This is a genomic window from Spirosoma pollinicola, assembly GCF_002831565.1.
Taxonomy (GTDB): domain Bacteria; phylum Bacteroidota; class Bacteroidia; order Cytophagales; family Spirosomataceae; genus Spirosoma; species Spirosoma pollinicola.
In genome coordinates this window covers 3285795-3302746 of record NZ_CP025096.1, presented here as the reverse complement: position 1 = coordinate 3302746, position 16952 = coordinate 3285795, and the positions used below count along the sequence as shown (strand labels likewise).

The window sequence follows — 16952 nt, the reverse complement described above, 5'->3', positions numbered from 1 at the left end:
GTATAAGTATACGATTTATCATTATTAGGTATTGTTTAGTATCCTAGATACCATGTGTTTATTTATTTAAGCAATATAGAGTTAATTATCAGGAACTGATTTTCTTTCGTCAGTATAGAGTAAAATGGGGCTATTGTGCTAAAACGCCTATTTCTTACTTATCCATTCTAGCTGCTATGAGGTGATGTCTGGTGGATTTGCGATGAAACGTCATTCCTGTTTGCTTCGTATCTTTGGCAACAGGAAGCGGTTACGTAAGAGGCCAATAAAATTGCCAGATTTCCCCCTTACTTCCCTCCATATTATCCCCTACCCTATGACTGCCCAGACGACGAAACCCACAACCCCGAAAACCCAAGCGTTCACCCATAAAATCCGCATCGTTACGGCGGCTTCGCTGTTCGACGGGCACGATGCGGCCATTAACCTGATGCGTCGGCTGATGCAGTCGTCGGGAGCCGAAGTGATTCACCTCGGCCACAATCGCTCGGTGGCCGAAATCGTGGATTGCGCGATTCAGGAAGATGTGCAGGGCATTGCCGTGACGAGTTATCAGGGGGGCCATCTGGAGTTTTTCAAGTATATGTACGACTTGCTGAACGAACGGGGAGCTGGTCATATCAAGATTTTTGGCGGAGGGGGCGGCACCATTCTACCGACCGAAATTGACGAGTTGCACGAGTACGGCATCGCTCGAATTTATTCGCCGGATGATGGGCGGGCAATGGGTTTACAAGTTATGATCGATGATTTACTCCGTCAGTGCGATTTCGATTTAACCCCAAATTCAGACTCCATCGCCCGTTTAATTACCACTGCCGAAAACCATCCCGATCAATTCTCTCATTCACCCATTCAGGCATTTACTCATTCACCGAAAGTTCTCGGCATTACGGGTACGGGTGGTGCCGGAAAATCGTCGCTGGTCGATGAGCTGGTGTTGCGGTTTCTGCGGACATATCCCGAAAAAACGCTGGCCATTATTTCGGTCGACCCGTCTAAACGAAAAACGGGTGGTGCCTTACTCGGCGACCGTATTCGGATGAATGCCATCGACTCCCCACGGGTATACATGCGTTCGCTGGCCACGCGCCAATCGAACCTGGCCCTGAGCCGCCATGTGCAGGATGCTATCGACGTGTGTAAATCGGCACAGTTCGACCTGATTATCGTTGAAACGTCGGGAATTGGGCAGTCGGATACGGAAATTACCGACCATGCCGACAAAACGCTGTATGTGATGACAGCCGAGTATGGGGCGGCTACCCAGTTGGAAAAAATTGACATGCTCGACTTTGCCGATGTCATTGCCATCAACAAATTCGACAAACGCGGTTCGCTGGACGCCCTGCGCGACGTTCGGAAACAATATCGGCGCAATCACAATTCGTGGGATATACCCGACGATGAGCTGCCTATTCTGGGCACGATTGCCTCGCAGTTCAACGACGCAGGCATGAATACGCTTTTCGATAAATTAATGGTGGTTCTCGGTGTAGAGGGTACGATTGCAGATACACCAGACCCCACCAGTTTACACGCTGGAGGCCGGAAAACGAAACCAGAAAACCAGAATCCCCAGTCCATTATCCCCTCCGACCGGGTGCGGTATCTGGCCGAGATTGTTGAAGAAAGCCGTCGATACGATGCATTTGTCAACGAGCAGACCACCCTGGCGAGTCAGTTATACCAACTTAATGGCGCAATTCTGTTAATACCTGAAGGTGCTGGAAAAGACGAGTTAACGCAACTCTATACCGACCGGGAGGGACGCCTTTTGACGGATTGCCGGGCGTTGCTACGACAGTGGCCCGCTATGCAGCAACGCTACACGGCAGATTTTTATGAGTTTACCGTTCGGGACAAAGTCATCCGGCAACCTTTATATTCCGAAACTCTTTCGCATCTAAAAATCCCGAAAGTCAGTCTCCCTAAATACCATGACTGGGGCGATGTTCTACGCTGGTTACTGACAGAGAACGTACCGGGCGATTTTCCCTACACGGCGGGTGTGTTTCCGCTCAAGCGCGAAGGCGAAGACCCGACACGCATGTTTGCGGGCGAAGGTGGCCCCGAACGAACGAACCGACGTTTTCACTATGTGTCGAAAGGCATACCCGCTAAACGGCTTTCTACCGCCTTCGATTCAGTTACACTTTATGGCGAAGACCCGGCTCTTCGACCCGACATATTCGGTAAAGTCGGTAACTCAGGCGTAAGCATCTGTACCCTCGACGACGCCAAGAAACTCTACTCCGGCTTCGACCTGTGCAACCCTGCAACGTCCGTTTCAATGACCATTAATGGCCCTGCGCCTATGTTGCTGGGCTTTTTCCTGAATGCGGCCATTGACCAACAATGTGAGAAATACATAGTAAAAACGGGTACTCCGGTCGATCAGGGGAGCGCGGGTTTCCACCCTGGTTACGCTGGTCCCCTACCCGACGGTAACGACGGCCTGGGTTTGATGCTGCTCGGCACAACGGGCGACAAGGTGCTGCCCCGCGAGGTGTACGAACAAATTAAGGCAGATACGCTTCGAAAAGTGCGCGGGACGGTTCAGGCCGATATTTTGAAGGAAGATCAGGCGCAGAACACCTGCATTTTCTCGACCGAATTTGCACTCAAAATGATGGGCGACATTCAGCAATACTTTACTGACAATCGGGTACAAAATTTTTACTCAGTGTCTATATCGGGCTATCACATTGCCGAAGCCGGGGCCAACCCCATTTCTCAACTGGCGTTTACCCTGTCGAATGGCTTTACGTTTGTAGAGTACTACCTGAGCCGGGGCATGAACATCGACGACTTTGCGCCGAACCTATCGTTCTTTTTCTCGAATGGCATGGACCCCGAATACACCGTGCTGGGTCGGGTGGCGCGACGAATCTGGGCGAAGGCGATGCGCAACAAATACAAAGCCAACGACCGCTCGCAAAAACTAAAATACCACATCCAGACATCGGGCCGGAGTTTGCACGCGCAGGAGATTGGCTTCAATGATATTCGTACCACTTTACAGGCCCTGCTGGCTGTTTACGACAACTGTAATTCCCTGCACACCAACGCTTACGATGAGGCCATCACGACCCCAACGGAAGAATCTGTCCGGCGGGCTATGGCCATTCAATTGATTATCAATCGGGAATTTGGCCTGACTAAAAATGAGAATCCGTTACAGGGTGCGTTTGTTGTCGAAGAGCTGACCGCACTGGTTGAAGAAGCAGTGTACCAGGAATTTCTGGCGATCAACGAGCGTGGCGGTGTGCTGGGCGCTATGGAGCGCATGTATCAGCGGAGTAAAATTCAGGAAGAGTCGATGTATTATGAGACGCTGAAGCACAACGGCGAACTACCCATTGTTGGCGTTAATACCTTTCTGGACCCGGCAGGTTCCCCAACGGTTGTGCCATCAGAAGTAATCCGCTCCACCGACGATGAGAAACGGTATGCCGTTGACTCCTGCCAGTTATTTCAGGAGAAAAATCACGCCGAAGCAGACCTCGCGCTGGCCAATCTGCAAGCGGCTGCACTGAATAATGATAATGTTTTCGAGAGTTTACTGGAAGCGACAAAAGTGTGTTCACTGAGACAATTGTCGAATGCGTTGTATGCCGTGGGCGGAAAATACCGACGGAATATGTAGCGGCTTCAACAGGGTCACTTCACAGCAACGACCTCTATCTCTACTAACACATCATCCCGTACATTTTTGGAAACGCTTTTTATTTCTACGATGTCGGGAAGTTTCGCGAAATAGCTCGTTGCCTGCGAGGATAACGCCTGGGCACTACCGGTAGGAACGCTTGTGGAGTCTCCTCTAACAAAATAGGTCACCTGCGATACGTTAAGCATCGTCATGTTTATCGTTTTCAGCGATGCTTTCACATTCTCAAGCACCTGCTGGGTTTGTAATCCCAAGTTACCGGGCCCAACCAACTCACCAGCAGCATTGAATGGCCGTTGTCCACATATGTAGACCTCCTTGCCAGGAATTGCAGGTTCAACCTTGTACAGATAACCATGTTGAACCTGAGGTGTATCTGTAGGCTGAGCCTGACTACAGGCTGTTAACAGGATGCCGATGAGGGCGTTAAAAAAGAGCTTTATCATTGGGGTAGACGACTATTAAGTTTGTGACAAGGGTTCATAGACTGTGTAATCATCCTGCTGTTCGCAAGAGTATTGTAGCTTGATCATCTTCGCCATTACTATATCCATTACCCGGTGTTGAGTCAGAATCAGGCTGATCGGAACTCATAATTTGAGCCTGATTGGTATAGACGCCAGCGCTGATTACGCGGGCTATAAATTTTAAGCTAACGGACTGACCAACAGCTATCTGAATAATACTACCACTAACGACTGCCCCATTAACGCTCATCCCAGAGCCAGACTCAATAAACTCCATATTGGCCGGAATCAAATTACGGACAACAACATTGGTAGCCGCTAACCCGCCCAAATTCTTTACGGTTAAGGTAATAACGATAGGGTTGTTTACCGTAACTACCTGTTGATTTACCTCCATACTAAGGCTAAGATCCGCTTTTGTTGCAGAAGGCGTTGGTTGATTCGACTGAACTACGGGCAATTGCGCCTGATTTGGATTTGGCGATTCATATAGGTCTGCCCCATACGTCATTGTCCTTATATCAGTAACCGCTTCATCATCTTCGCCATTTCCGGTACCGTTATTAGGTTTTGAGTTAAAATCAGAATTTGTTGATGCGGTTATTTCAGCGGCCGTTCTATAATACCCGACAGCCCCAGGCTGAACTATAAATTGTCGATTTATGATAGCGCCAGCCGGTATTGTCAATATATTACTGGTTATCAGTCCGCTACTTACTGTTGTACTGGCGTCGGCTGACACGACGCCCAGATTTGCAGGAAGGCGGCTTTTAATTGTTACAGGCCCTGCGTCACAGTCACTTTTATTCTGTAAAAACAGGCGGAAACTTACGGTATCATTCACGGCAACAACCCGTTTAGATGCCTGCATCTGCAGGTTCAGATTTACAGTAGCCAAACTAACTGTTTGCGAAACAATACCTGATAAACAGCCATATACCGGGTGTTTTGTCTGGACGCTATAAACTCCAGGAGTAGTCGTTATTATTGACATGGATGTTGCACCAGTACTCCAGGTATTCAACTCTGCAAACGAGGAGATGAGTTTTAGCCCCGTGGTACGACAGATAGCCCAGGTTCCATTATCAGTCGTTATTGTTGGTGAACTGGGTTGAACATTCGCTGGTACGACAATAGCGGGCGGAAAAAAAATTCGTTTCTGGGTATTCCTGATACGGGCCGTATAAGCGCCGGTACCAACTGTCACACTTCCGGCGGTACTACCTGTGCTCCAATTGTACTCATAACCAACTGGTTGACTGATAGTAAGCTGATTTGCAGGGGCACAGATCAAGCTAGCCATTGGTTGTATTTCGGCAGCGTAAGGCGTAATAGCTGACCAAACGTTATTGATGGCGATTGCCCACAAATCACCCGCTTTGACCTGCCCGGTTGGAGAATAATGGATACCGTCAGGTCTGTCGGTCGTTGTTGTGATAACATCCAGATCGGGGCCCAGGTAGGCGTTGTAATTTGGTCGGCCAATAACCTGCGATTGCGCCAGTCTGACATTATCGTTTTGCCCTCCAACAAATGAAGACAAAGCAACAATACAGCCTAGACCAGGCTTATTGAACTCGGTTCGCATCTTATCTATGACCTTACTGTAATACTTATACGTAGAGTCTGTGGGGTTAAAACGGTCGTTCTCGCCATGCAGAATAAGTACGGCTCGTATTCCCGTTGTTGGCACGTACAGGTTCATTATGTTTCGCAAATTGACGAATGGCATTCGAATGCTGTACCGAATGAACGAGTGTACAAAAGGGATATCATATGCCGACCAGTACGTATTCTGGATCGATGTACCGCCAAATCCGGCGTTATACAACAGAATAGGAACATTAAGACGCGCCACCAGTTCATCACCCATGTGGCCCCACAACCAGGCCTCCTGCGCAAACGGGGACGTACCACTTAACTTCAATAACTGACTAAAGGCAAGACCAGGCAAATAATCGTTATTCGCGGTAGTTAAATACTGCTGTAGATAAACTGGACTGTTCAGGTCAATGGCTATCACATTTACCCGTTCATCGCTGGCTCCGTTGATCGTTTCGCACTGATTCACGCCGTTGATAAAGCAACTTGACCCCTGGGCATTGGAGTGTCCGACAATAGCAAACACCTCACCCACTCCAAACCGCTCCACGGAATCCGACACAACAACGCTACCATTTTTCAGGCCACGTACCTGAATTTTATACCAACCTCCCGTTACATTGATACTTCCATTAAACTGACCATTGGTGGGGTTATTCTGTAGTGTAGTCCAGGGCGTAGTTGTCCCTTGCCCGGTTACACGCACAACAGCTCTGGCTTCGATAACATCCAGAACCTGACTATAGCTACCGGCTACCTGAACTGCAGCCTGATTGGCTGCATTGCGCTGCAGCACCATTCGGTTAATAGGAAACGTAACCCTGAACTGAGCAAATAGGCCGGTAGAATGGCCAAGAAGATATAAAAGCAGTAAGTAAAGTGTTGCAATCTTCCGTATAGGTCTTATCATCTAATTTATGCTATGCTGTGTCTACTAGTATTGTTGTGCGCTATTTTTTGCGATGACCAGTCTTGAGTTATCATTAAATAGCCTCCAAATTAATATATAATATACAAAATAAAAACTACATATAAATAAATAATAATATTCCTATAGTATTAAAAATAGCTACACGTTGCTAAGGGCATCTGTATCAATGCGAATAGTCAGTCACTATGCATTTTCCTCCTAAGTGCGATCAACCAGAAGCACTACACTCAATACTTACCTAATTGGCTACATAGTCCGATAAAACGAAACGGATGTAATGTCAGTTACTAATTTGTATGGTAAAAACATCTCTAAGCGTCTTGCTGGCCCGTGTGGGGCTGGACTGGTTTATTCTGGCTCTGCTGGGTATGATTGGCCTGGCCAGGCTATTTCCCGGTCCCGGCATACAGGACGGACCGTTTTCTCTGTCAACATTAACGAACGTCGGGGTTTCGTTAATTTTCTTCTTTTATGGACTCCGCTTAAACTTCGAGCAATTAAAGGCTGGCCTGCGTAATTATCGGCTTCATTTAGTTATTCATATAACCACGTTCATCGTTTTTCCTGCGGTGGTGTTGCTGGCCCGTTCGTTTCTGATGACGCCTGATACTGAGCTGCTTTGGTTAGGAATTTTTTACGTTGCTGCCCTACCCTCCACCGTTTCGTCATCAGTGGTAATGGTTTCCATTGCGGGGGGCAACATACCGGCGGCTATTTTCAACGCCAGTATATCCAGTCTGATCGGTGTATTTATCACCCCGCTCTGGATGAGTTTTTTGTTGACGAGCACCAACGGGCAATATGATCTAGGCAGCGTTATTGGTAAACTTACGCTACAGGTTATTGCACCGGTTGTTCTGGGAATTTTGCTGAATCGCCGGTTGGGCTGGTTTTCTGAACGGTATAAATCATATCTGCGCTACTTCGACCAGTTCACGATTTTGCTGATCGTATACACGGCCTTTTGCGAGTCGTTCTCGCTCAATTTGTTCGCCAGATACTCGGTAGCCGATCTTGTGGGGCTGGCCGCCATGATGCTGGCTTTGTTTTTCCTGATCTTTGGCTTCGTGCATCTACTTAGCCGGTTATTTAATTTCAATCGGGAAGATCGCATCACGGCTTTATTCTGCGGCTCCAAAAAATCGCTGGTGCAGGGCAGTGTCATGGCAAATGTTCTGTTTCCGGGGACTATTGCGGGAGTTGTTCTGCTGCCCATTATGATCTATCATGCCCTTCAGCTCATTGTAGCCAGTATTATTGCGCAGTCGATGGCGCATAGGGTGCAGGAAAAGAAAAGCGCCATTCAGACGTAGTTTGAGCCGATTCGGCAACCACAAACGGGCACTTAGCCAGAAGGCAGTATTACCCCGTTAAACGCAGCTAGTCGATTTGTCTCTAACGATCAAGTAACACATAAAAACAAAACAACTGATCATGAAAAAGACAATCGCAGCCGCCCTTACATTATTCACCCTTGCTTCTGGTGTAACCTTCGCTCAGGGTGTTTATTCAAGGCCTTTCGACAATCGCGCTCCACAGGCACAAGGCCCCCGTTACAACAACGACCAGCTGCAGGACGAACTGAAAATTGATCGCATCGACGCCCTTGTCGGCTTAACACGCCGTCAGGAAAAGCAGCTTCGCAAGATTGAAAACAACTACGACAATTTGATGGCTCGCACCCGGATGACTCCCGATGGCCTGCGTCAGATGCAGCTTCGCAAACGTCAGGATATACTGGCCGTATTAACTTCAGCACAACGGGATCGCTTGTTTGCCGCTCAACAACCCAGCCGATACAACAACCGTCCCACACCATACGGCCGCAGAGGTTAATTAGCGGAGTACTTAACTAGTGAAGTGGCGGAGTGGTAAGCAGATGATAATCGTCTACTTGCCACTCCGCCACTTCACTAGTTAAGCACACGACCGAAACCAATCAGTGTGCTGATACAACCTCCAGGCTCCGCCAGACCAGATCGCCCATAGTACGGCAGTCGTCAAAGCTTTTTGTGCGGTAATGTCGGTTCAGGGACGCCCCCAACTGGGTTACATTGCCCGGTGGGGCGATGCTGTCGCTGCGCATTGGGCCCATTAAATCCAGAATCCGAATCTGTTCGACCCGCAACCGCCCGGCCACTAACGACCGTTCTTCAATCTGGTATTGCCGCACACTTTCGGGGGTTAAACAAACCGTTCCCAGGTCGATAATGGATTGGTTCTGGCGATAATACTGTGGCATGTAGACCGACTTGCGTCCTTCATACGACTGTTGGTCGAAATCAATGGCCCGAATACGGTAATAAACCTCATCGAAATCAGGGGTAATATCGACCACGAAATTGCTGGAATGCATGTCGCCCAGAAGCCGAATGAAACAGCGCTCGTTGAATTTTACAAACTCTTTACAGAGTCGAACGGCGTTTCTATCGGCATCCAGCATCTGCTGTTCAAAAAACATATCGCCGGGTATACCCGCAATATGCTCCTCAATCAGGGTATTCCCACTGGTCAGGTAACTAATTCGATTCGGAGACAGAATATGCTCTAACTCAAGGCCATAGATACGTGAGGCATCGGCATTTTTGATATAGAAATAATCAAAGTTATCGTTCACCAGGTTACGAACCCGCACCCGAAATGGCATGGTGTTTCCATAGGAGCACAAATCAACCCGGTCAATCGTCAAATGCCCTGTTACCGACATATCACCATCGGCTTTTAAAATGGCGTAGATCGTTTTCAGCGCCAACAGTATATCATCAACCTCCGAAGCCGGGTAAAAGACAGTTTCCCAAAGCGTATCCCGGTCGCGTTTGTCGAAGAGCGATACCGAATTATCGTACCGTAACAGATCTGTATATTGAATCGGCAAGGCGTGTTCACGATTGTACTGGGCCAGATACTCACGCAGTGGACGTCCGATTGAATAAATTTGCTTTTTCCGGGTAATGATGGGCATGACCGATAAGGGCATTAGTTTTGCCTTAAATGTAAGGGTTACCCTGAACATTCGCCAAAGTGAGCGGGTTACACGGGAATCCAACCGCCTATTTAAAGCGTTCAATTGCTGGATCAGGACTGATTTTACTACATGAAACACGAATTCGGGCCAGATTTTGTCTGGGGAACTGCTACTGCTGCCTACCAGATTGAAGGTGCCGTTGACCGTGACGGGCGTGGGCCATCCATCTGGGATACGTTCAGCCACCAAAAAGGGAAAATCAAAACCGGAGAACATGCCGATGTTGCCTGCGAATTTTACGACCGATATGAATCTGACCTACAACTCCACAAGGAGTTAGGTTTTGATGCCTTTCGATTTTCAATAGCCTGGTCACGTATTTTACCTGATGGAATCGGACGTATCAATGAACCAGGTTTACAGTTTTACGATCGGCTGATTGACCACTGCCTTTCGCTCGGTATTACTCCCTGGATCACGCTTTATCACTGGGACTTACCACAGGCACTTGAAAACAAAGGAGGCTGGACAAATCGACTGATAGTCAACTGGTTTTCCGAGTTTGTAAACGTGTGTACAAAAGCATTTGGGCACAAGGTCAAGCATTGGATTATTCTCAACGAGCCGCTGGCTTCGTCAATTCTGGGCTATTTCACGGGGCAGCATGCACCCGGCCGACGGAGTTTCAGTAATTTGCTTCCTGTTATTCATCATACAGCCCTGGTGCAGGCAGAAGGCGGGCGGGTTGTTCGGCAGAATATACCTGATGCACAGGTAGGTACCACTTTTTCCTGCTCGCCCATCGACCCATTTACCCTTCGCGACCAGGCTGCGGCTATCCGGGTGGATGCTCTTTTGAACCGTCTTTTTATTGAACCGACCTTAGGAATGGGTTATCCCACCCGAGAACTGCCCTTTCTAGCTGGTATTGCCAAAAAGGTAGCCAAACCCGGTGATATGGAGCGACTGGCGTTTGACTTTGATTTCATCGGTTTGCAACATTACTTTCGGGCCGTTGTCGAGCAATCCTATCTAATGCCTTATCTCTGGGCTAAGGACGTGTCTCCCCTACGGCGAAATGTGCAGACAATTACCGAAATGGGTTGGGAAGTGTATCCCGAAAGTATGTACCGGATTATCAAGCAATTCGCTCAATATGAAGGAGTCAAAAAAATATACATCACCGAAAGCGGTGCCGCTTTTTATGATACCATCGATCAGGGCAAAGTCAATGATTTAGCCCGGATTGACTACCATCAGAATTACCTAAGAAATGTACTTCGGGCAAAACAGGAAGGAATGCCCGTTGAGGGTTACTTTGCCTGGACGTTTCTGGATAATTTTGAATGGGCGGAAGGATACCGTCCCCGCTTCGGACTAGTTTACGTCGACTTCCGAACGCAGCAACGCATTGTTAAAGCGTCGGGCCGCTGGTTCCAGCAGATGCTATCTAAAGAAGTACTTCCAGATGTTCTAAATTACCGGGCATAAAACCCCGGCCTTAATTCATGCGTTATGCAGAAATTAAGGAAAAAGCCTTCTAAGCTGTCATGCCAGTTATACTCCCTCTTACAACACCCGAACAGGCCGTTTCGGCCATTCAGTCAGGTAATCGCGTTTTTATTCACAGTGTTGCGCAAACACCGCATGTGCTCATCAACGCTATGGTAGCGCGTGCCTCCGAGTTAAAAAATGTGGAAGTTTGCCACATGCACACCGAAGGACCACTTCCCTATCTGGACATAAAATACCAGGAATCATTTCGCCCCAATTCTTTTTTTATCGGGGCAAACATGCGGAAACAACTTAACCAGGGTATCGGCGATTATGTCCCTATTTTCCTGAGCGAGATCCCGCTGTTGTTCCGCCGAAATATTCTACCCATCGATGTAGCCCTCATTCAGGTATCGCCCCCCGATGCCCACGGGTATTGTTCGCTGGGTCCATCCGTCGACATTTCGCTGGCAGCCATTCATTCGGCCAAATACGTTATTGCCCAGGTTAACCCGCGCGTCCCCCGTACGCATGGCGATGGCCTGATTCCGGTTTCGATGCTGCATGCGGCTATTGAGGTGGATGAACCAATCTATGAAGTGCTGCCGGGCGAAATCAGCGCACAGGATCGAAAGATTGGCCAGCATGTGGCCAGTTTGGTAGAAGACGGCGCCACATTACAACTCGGCATTGGCGGGATTCCCAATGCAACTCTGGCCGAGTTGATTCACCACAAAGGACTTGGTATTCACACCGAAATGTTTTCGGATGGCGTGATTGATCTGGTTGAGCGGGGGGTCATTACCGGCGAACACAAAACGGTACTCCCTTACCGTATTGTATCGGCGTTTGTTATGGGTAGCCAGCGGGTATATGATTTTATCGACGATAACCCCGGTGTAGCCATGAAACAAGCCAGCTTTACCAACGACACGGCCATTATCCGCCGGAATCCGAAGGTGACGGCAATTAATTCGGCTATAGAAATTGACATTACCGGCCAGGTTTGTGCCGATACCATTGGCACGTATCAATATTCGGGAGTTGGCGGTCAAATGGATTTTGTGCGGGGTGCTTCCCTTTCCGAAGGTGGTAAACCCATTATCGCTCTCCCATCAATGACCAGCAAAGGACTCAGTAAAATTGTCCCGTTTTTGAAGGAAGGAGCCGGGGTAACGACCACCCGCGCCCACGTTCACTATATCGTTACCGAATTTGGTATTGCTGATCTGTACGGCCAAAACTTACGCCAACGTGCACGTGCACTCATAAAAATTGCGCACCCTGATCATCAGGAAGAATTGGAACGGCAGGCTTTTGCCCGCTTTGGCTCGATCTAGATGCTCAGCGGTGTGCTGGAACGGCGCAACTAACAACTAAACAGCGTTACGATAGACGGCTGGAAACCAGTTTATTCAGCCGATTAAGTACGGGTTTCTCCAGCTTGTAATGAATGAGTATACTAACCTGAGAAACGATAACAAGTAAGGCTATGGCGGCACAAGCGAAAGCCCAGAATGGCAAAGAGGGGTGCTTTTCAAAAAACTTGTATAAAAACACCAGTGCGGATGGATGGATTAAATAAATGATATACGACGCATCTCCCAGTTTCGTGAAAGCCCCTCCTACGATGATGTGTCGACTAGTTTCCAAACCAGTCAATGCCAGCAGTACCCCTATTGACGACACGCCGAACAGGACTAATCGAACAGCTGGATTTCCGGGATCAACGGCAGGCCCAATAAACAGCCAGACGATACTCATCAGCAGAAGTGCCCAGTAAACTGTCTTTGGAAAAGAGTTGATCCGACTCAGCAAAGCAACACCCACACCGCCCAAAAATTCAAGATTATACGGACTGAACACAAACCAAATTAGCGGCTTGATCGATGGTGTACTAAACAGTTGATACACAGTTCCAGCCACGACCAAACCTAAAACAACCCATAAATTATGGGAGTAAAGTACGAGGCCAATTAAGAAATAGAAGAAAAGTTCATGGCTAAGGCTCCAGCTAACCGGAATAATAGGCAAGTGTGTAGGTATCAGAAAAAATGCCGTCAACCAATCAGCAATCGGCCTATCTGCCTGAGGTACAGCCCCATAAGTTAGTTTACAAGCAATCCAGAATACGAGAACCATTGCCCAGTAAATGGGAAATATCCTTATTAAGCGTTTACTGGTGTATTTAAGTAACCCAGGAGGTTTCCTGTTTTTTGAAAATGTCGAATAAGTAATAACAAATCCACTAATCACGAAAAACAGGTCTACACCTGCATAACCATAGCCAAACAATTGGCTGACAAGTTTAACCTGTTTGTAGTGTTCTCCTGAAAATAGTGAAAGGTGATAGGCAACTACCAAAATCGCAGCCACTCCGCGAAGTAATTGAATACTGTTCAATTGATGCACCGGCGCATTAGATTGCTCGCTTACTGTTGAACGCGCGGATAATTTTTCATTAGAATATAGGTACTCCATACGTCTGCTTGTGGTGATTTATCGTCTGTTCGTTCTTTTGACTCTGGATAAACCAGCCAGTTCTTTACCTTATATTGAGGTGGAACCTGATAGTCCTACAAATCACTTCAGTTGACAAGCAGTAATCTGGTAAATCAATGAAGCTGTTTAAACTTTTACAATCAAGGTAGCATCGGTTTTTTTGTCATCCCGACGAAAGGAGGGATCTTCGGTAAATCGGAGAACTTCTTACTACCGAAGATCCCTCCTTTCGTCGGGATGACCAAAAAACCTGAATTTCACCTAAAGAGAAAGTTTAAACACCTTCAATCTCATAAAACTCCTAATAGTGGTTTAACTCAACAATTACGCAGAAAAAGCATATTTGTTGACTTGAACTAACTTTTTGATGTAGACGTGGTCATATGAAAGAGTCATCTTCACAATAGCTCAAACACGAAAAAAAGGCTACATCATTAGTATATCTTTTTTAACCGGTGATTCAAGGTCATTAAACCCGCAACTTCTCTATATTTTTATAACTAATGGCAATTGACTCCAGGGGTGGAAGTTTACAAACATCCTGCTCGACAAAATAGTGAGTCATGCCCGCTGTTTTCTTGGCATCGAAAATACGTTGAAAGTCAATAGACCCAGTACCCACTGGAGCAAACGCCTTTTCGGCAGTTTTTTCCATGTCTTTCACGTGCCAGAGCGGGAAACGACCGGGGTGCTTTTTGAACAGGGCAACCGGGTCCTGACCAGCCATAGTAGCCCAATACAAATCCAGTTCGAGTTTCACCAGGTTCTTATCTGTGCCGCTCAGCAGTACATCGTAAGGTAATTTGCCATCAGTTTGCTTGAACTCAAAATCGTGGTTGTGGTAGCAAAATTGAATACCTGCCGACTTACATACTTCAGCCGATTTGTTAAACAGGTCGGCAAATTGTTTGTAATCATCCAGTTTAGTCCGTTCAGCTGGAAACAGGTACGCACAAACCATGTACTTCTGCCCAATAGCAGCGGCATCATCGACTGCCCGTTTCCAATCATTGGTCAGCGTTCCCTTCATGGCAGGCATGGTTTTGCCCGTTGTGTAATGACCACTGGGAGCCGTCATACCTAATTCTTTTAACAGAGCCGCATACTCCTTGGGCGTTTTACCAAAGAATTTACCATCTGAATAACCGAACGCTTCAACTTCTTTATAGCCAATTGAGGCCACTTTTTTCAATGTTTCTACTGGCTCTTTAGCCATCAGGTCGCGTAATGTATACAGTTGCAGGCCAACCTTTTTAGGCGATGCAGCAAACGCATCCAGTTTAGACAGCAAAGCTGCCGATGTAGCTAATGCGCCTATTTTCAGAAACTGCTGGCGGGTAATGTTAGAGGACTGATTCATGAGTCAAATAAATCGGTTAATGGACAACGGGCAATGCACCCGCATGTTTAGTGCCTAAAGATACGGAAGCACAGGTTTTATGTCATAAAAAATCCATTAAATACACAAGGCCACTCACGCTTATAAATGGCCTTGTGTATTTAATGGAAACGGTTTGCTTATACCAACCCCTGTTTCATTGCTTTCACCGCGTAATCGGCGGCACGGGCCGTCAGGGCCATGTATGTTAACGACGGATTTTGGGTCGACGTTGAGGTCATGCAGGCGCCATCGGTCACAAACACGTTTTTAACTGCGTGCAGCTGGCTCCATTTATTCAGCATGGACGTTTTCGGGTCTTTACCCATCCGTACACCACCCATCTCGTGAATATCCAGGCCAGGACTGGCGTGACTGTCGCGGACACGGATATTTTTAAATCCAGCTTCCGTGAACATCTCCGTTAGTTGCTCCTGATAATCTTTCACCATTTTGTCGTCATTGTCATCGTAGGCAATGGAGATCTTCAGTTGCGGAATACCGAATGGGTCTTTCTGTGTTGCATCGAGGGCCAGATAATTGCTTTCTTTCGGAATTGTTTCGCCCATCATGTGCGAGCCTACATACCAGCCACCGAGTTTCGGATTCAGCAGACTTTCTTTTAAATCAGCTCCAACACTACTCTGGTCGGAATGAGAACTACGACCCGCCGAAAAACCAGCGGCATAGCCTCTCAGGAAACCCATTTCCTGCTTGTGTACATTCCGGAAACGAGGAATATAGGGGCTATTCGGACGTCGACCGTCGGTGGTGGAATCAAGATTGCCATCGTACTCGGCGGAAACACCTGCCCGATAGTTATGGAAGGCAGCATATTTACCCAGCACACCACTATCATTACCCAACCCATTCGGGAAACGATGCGAAGTCGAATTCAGCAAAACCAGATTTGAGTTCAGAGCGGCTGCATTCAGGAAGATAATGCGGGCATAATACTCTGTCATTTGTTTTGTATTGGAATCAACAACCCGCACACCGGTAGCCCTGCCTTTCTTTTCATCATAAATGATGGAATGCACCACCGAGTTGGGCCGCAGGGTCATCTTCCCCGTTTTGGCCGCCCACGGAATCGTAGACGAGTTACTGCTGAAATAACCGCCAAATGGGCAGCCGCGCTCACAGATCGTCCGGTGCTGGCACTGCGCCCGGCCCTGTTGAAAATGGATTGGCTGCGGTTTTGTAATGTGTGCCGCCCGACCCATAATAACGTGCCGGTCTTTGTATTTTCCCGCTACTTTTTGTTGAAAATGTTTCTCTACGCAGTTCCATTCGTGCGGGGGCAGAAATTCGCCATCGGGCAAGGTCGACAAGCCATCTTTATTCCCCGAGATACCGGCGAATTTCTCTACATAGCTGTACCAGGGGGCAATGTCGGCATAGCGAATTGGCCAGTCAACGGCAAAGCCATCGCGAGCCGGACCATCGAAATCGAAGTCGCTCCAGCGTTGTGTTTGCCGGGCCCACATCAGCGATTTACCACCAACCTGATAGCCCCGAATCCAGTCGAAGGGTTTTTCCTGAATGTAGGGATGCTCGGCATCTTTCACAAAAAACTGCTCGGTACCTTCATAGAAAGCGTAACACTTGCTAATAATTGGGTTGGCATCCCGAACCTCTTTTTTAAGTTGGTTCCGGTGCTCAAACTCCCAGGGCTGCGTGTTTGTTGTGGGGTAATCGGTCACGTGCCGAACATCCCTGCCCCGTTCGAGAACGAGCGTACGCAATCCTTTACCGGTTAATTCCTTGGCGGCCCAGCCTCCGCTAATGCCGGAGCCAACAACGATGGCGTCGTATGTATTGAGCGCCTGAGCGTCTATATTGAAATTTGACATATTTTGAGTTCGTATTTTGGGGCGGTTTACGGTTTTTGGTTTACAGAGTCCTTCCGCTGCTACAGGTATCTACCGAATACAGCAAACCGA

The 16952-nt window shown here is 47.8% G+C and carries 11 protein-coding genes; 5 read left to right on the top strand and 6 right to left on the bottom strand.

From position 1 onward, the window contains the following. Nucleotides 1–316: 316 nt before the first annotated feature. Entirely contained in the window at nt 317–3649 is a 3333-nt protein-coding gene (locus CWM47_RS13765) for a methylmalonyl-CoA mutase family protein (protein WP_100988521.1), read from the top strand. A 14-nt stretch (nt 3650–3663) separates the two neighbouring features. Here CWM47_RS13765 and CWM47_RS13760 read toward each other — a convergent pair whose 3' ends face one another. Next, nucleotides 3664–4116 carry a RidA family protein gene (locus tag CWM47_RS13760; RefSeq protein WP_240625899.1) on the bottom strand — a complete coding sequence of 151 codons (453 nt, stop codon included), beginning with the start codon at nt 4114–4116 and terminating at the stop codon, nt 3664–3666. A gap of 49 nt (nt 4117–4165) precedes the next feature. After that, entirely contained in the window at nt 4166–6538 is a 2373-nt protein-coding gene (locus tag CWM47_RS13755; protein WP_100988520.1) for a DUF11 domain-containing protein, read from the bottom strand. Between the two features lie 428 nt (nt 6539–6966). Here CWM47_RS13755 and CWM47_RS13750 point away from each other — a divergent pair, with 428 nt between their 5' ends. Further along, nucleotides 6967–7983, top strand: a complete 1017-nt coding sequence (locus CWM47_RS13750) for a bile acid:sodium symporter family protein (protein WP_100988519.1) — start codon at nt 6967–6969, stop codon at nt 7981–7983. A 121-nt stretch (nt 7984–8104) separates the two neighbouring features. Further along, nucleotides 8105–8506, top strand: a complete 402-nt coding sequence (locus CWM47_RS13745; RefSeq protein ID WP_100988518.1) for a hypothetical protein — start codon at nt 8105–8107, stop codon at nt 8504–8506. Nucleotides 8507–8609: 103 nt separating this feature from the next. On the opposite strand, the gene CWM47_RS13740 is transcribed toward CWM47_RS13745, so the two are convergent. Continuing rightward, nucleotides 8610–9632, bottom strand: coding sequence for a hypothetical protein (locus CWM47_RS13740; protein WP_100993866.1), 1023 nt, complete (start codon nt 9630–9632; stop codon nt 8610–8612). Between the two features lie 132 nt (nt 9633–9764). On the opposite strand from CWM47_RS13740, the gene CWM47_RS13735 reads away from it, so the two are divergent. Together CWM47_RS13735 and CWM47_RS13730 are read left to right on the top strand one after the other, a co-directional pair. Beyond that, nucleotides 9765–11126 carry a GH1 family beta-glucosidase gene (locus CWM47_RS13735; protein ID WP_100988517.1) on the top strand — a complete coding sequence of 454 codons (1362 nt, stop codon included), beginning with the start codon at nt 9765–9767 and terminating at the stop codon, nt 11124–11126. A 59-nt stretch (nt 11127–11185) separates the two neighbouring features. Beyond that, on the top strand, nt 11186–12469 hold the full coding sequence (locus tag CWM47_RS13730; protein WP_100988516.1) for an acetyl-CoA hydrolase/transferase family protein: 1284 nt from the start codon (nt 11186–11188) through the stop codon (nt 12467–12469). A 46-nt stretch (nt 12470–12515) separates the two neighbouring features. Here the strand turns inward: CWM47_RS13730 and CWM47_RS13725 are convergent, their stop codons facing one another. The 3 genes from CWM47_RS13725 to CWM47_RS13715 all read right to left on the bottom strand — a co-directional run bounded on the left by CWM47_RS13725 (nt 12516) and on the right by CWM47_RS13715 (nt 16862). Then, nucleotides 12516–13610 carry an acyltransferase family protein gene (locus CWM47_RS13725; protein ID WP_100988515.1) on the bottom strand — a complete coding sequence of 365 codons (1095 nt, stop codon included), beginning with the start codon at nt 13608–13610 and terminating at the stop codon, nt 12516–12518. Nucleotides 13611–14100: 490 nt separating this feature from the next. Then, nucleotides 14101–14991: a sugar phosphate isomerase/epimerase family protein gene (locus CWM47_RS13720; protein ID WP_100988514.1), complete on the bottom strand. Its 891-nt coding sequence runs from the start codon at nt 14989–14991 to the stop codon at nt 14101–14103. Between the two features lie 158 nt (nt 14992–15149). Next, entirely contained in the window at nt 15150–16862 is a 1713-nt protein-coding gene (locus CWM47_RS13715; RefSeq protein WP_100988513.1) for a GMC oxidoreductase, read from the bottom strand. Nucleotides 16863–16952: the final 90 nt, after the last annotated feature.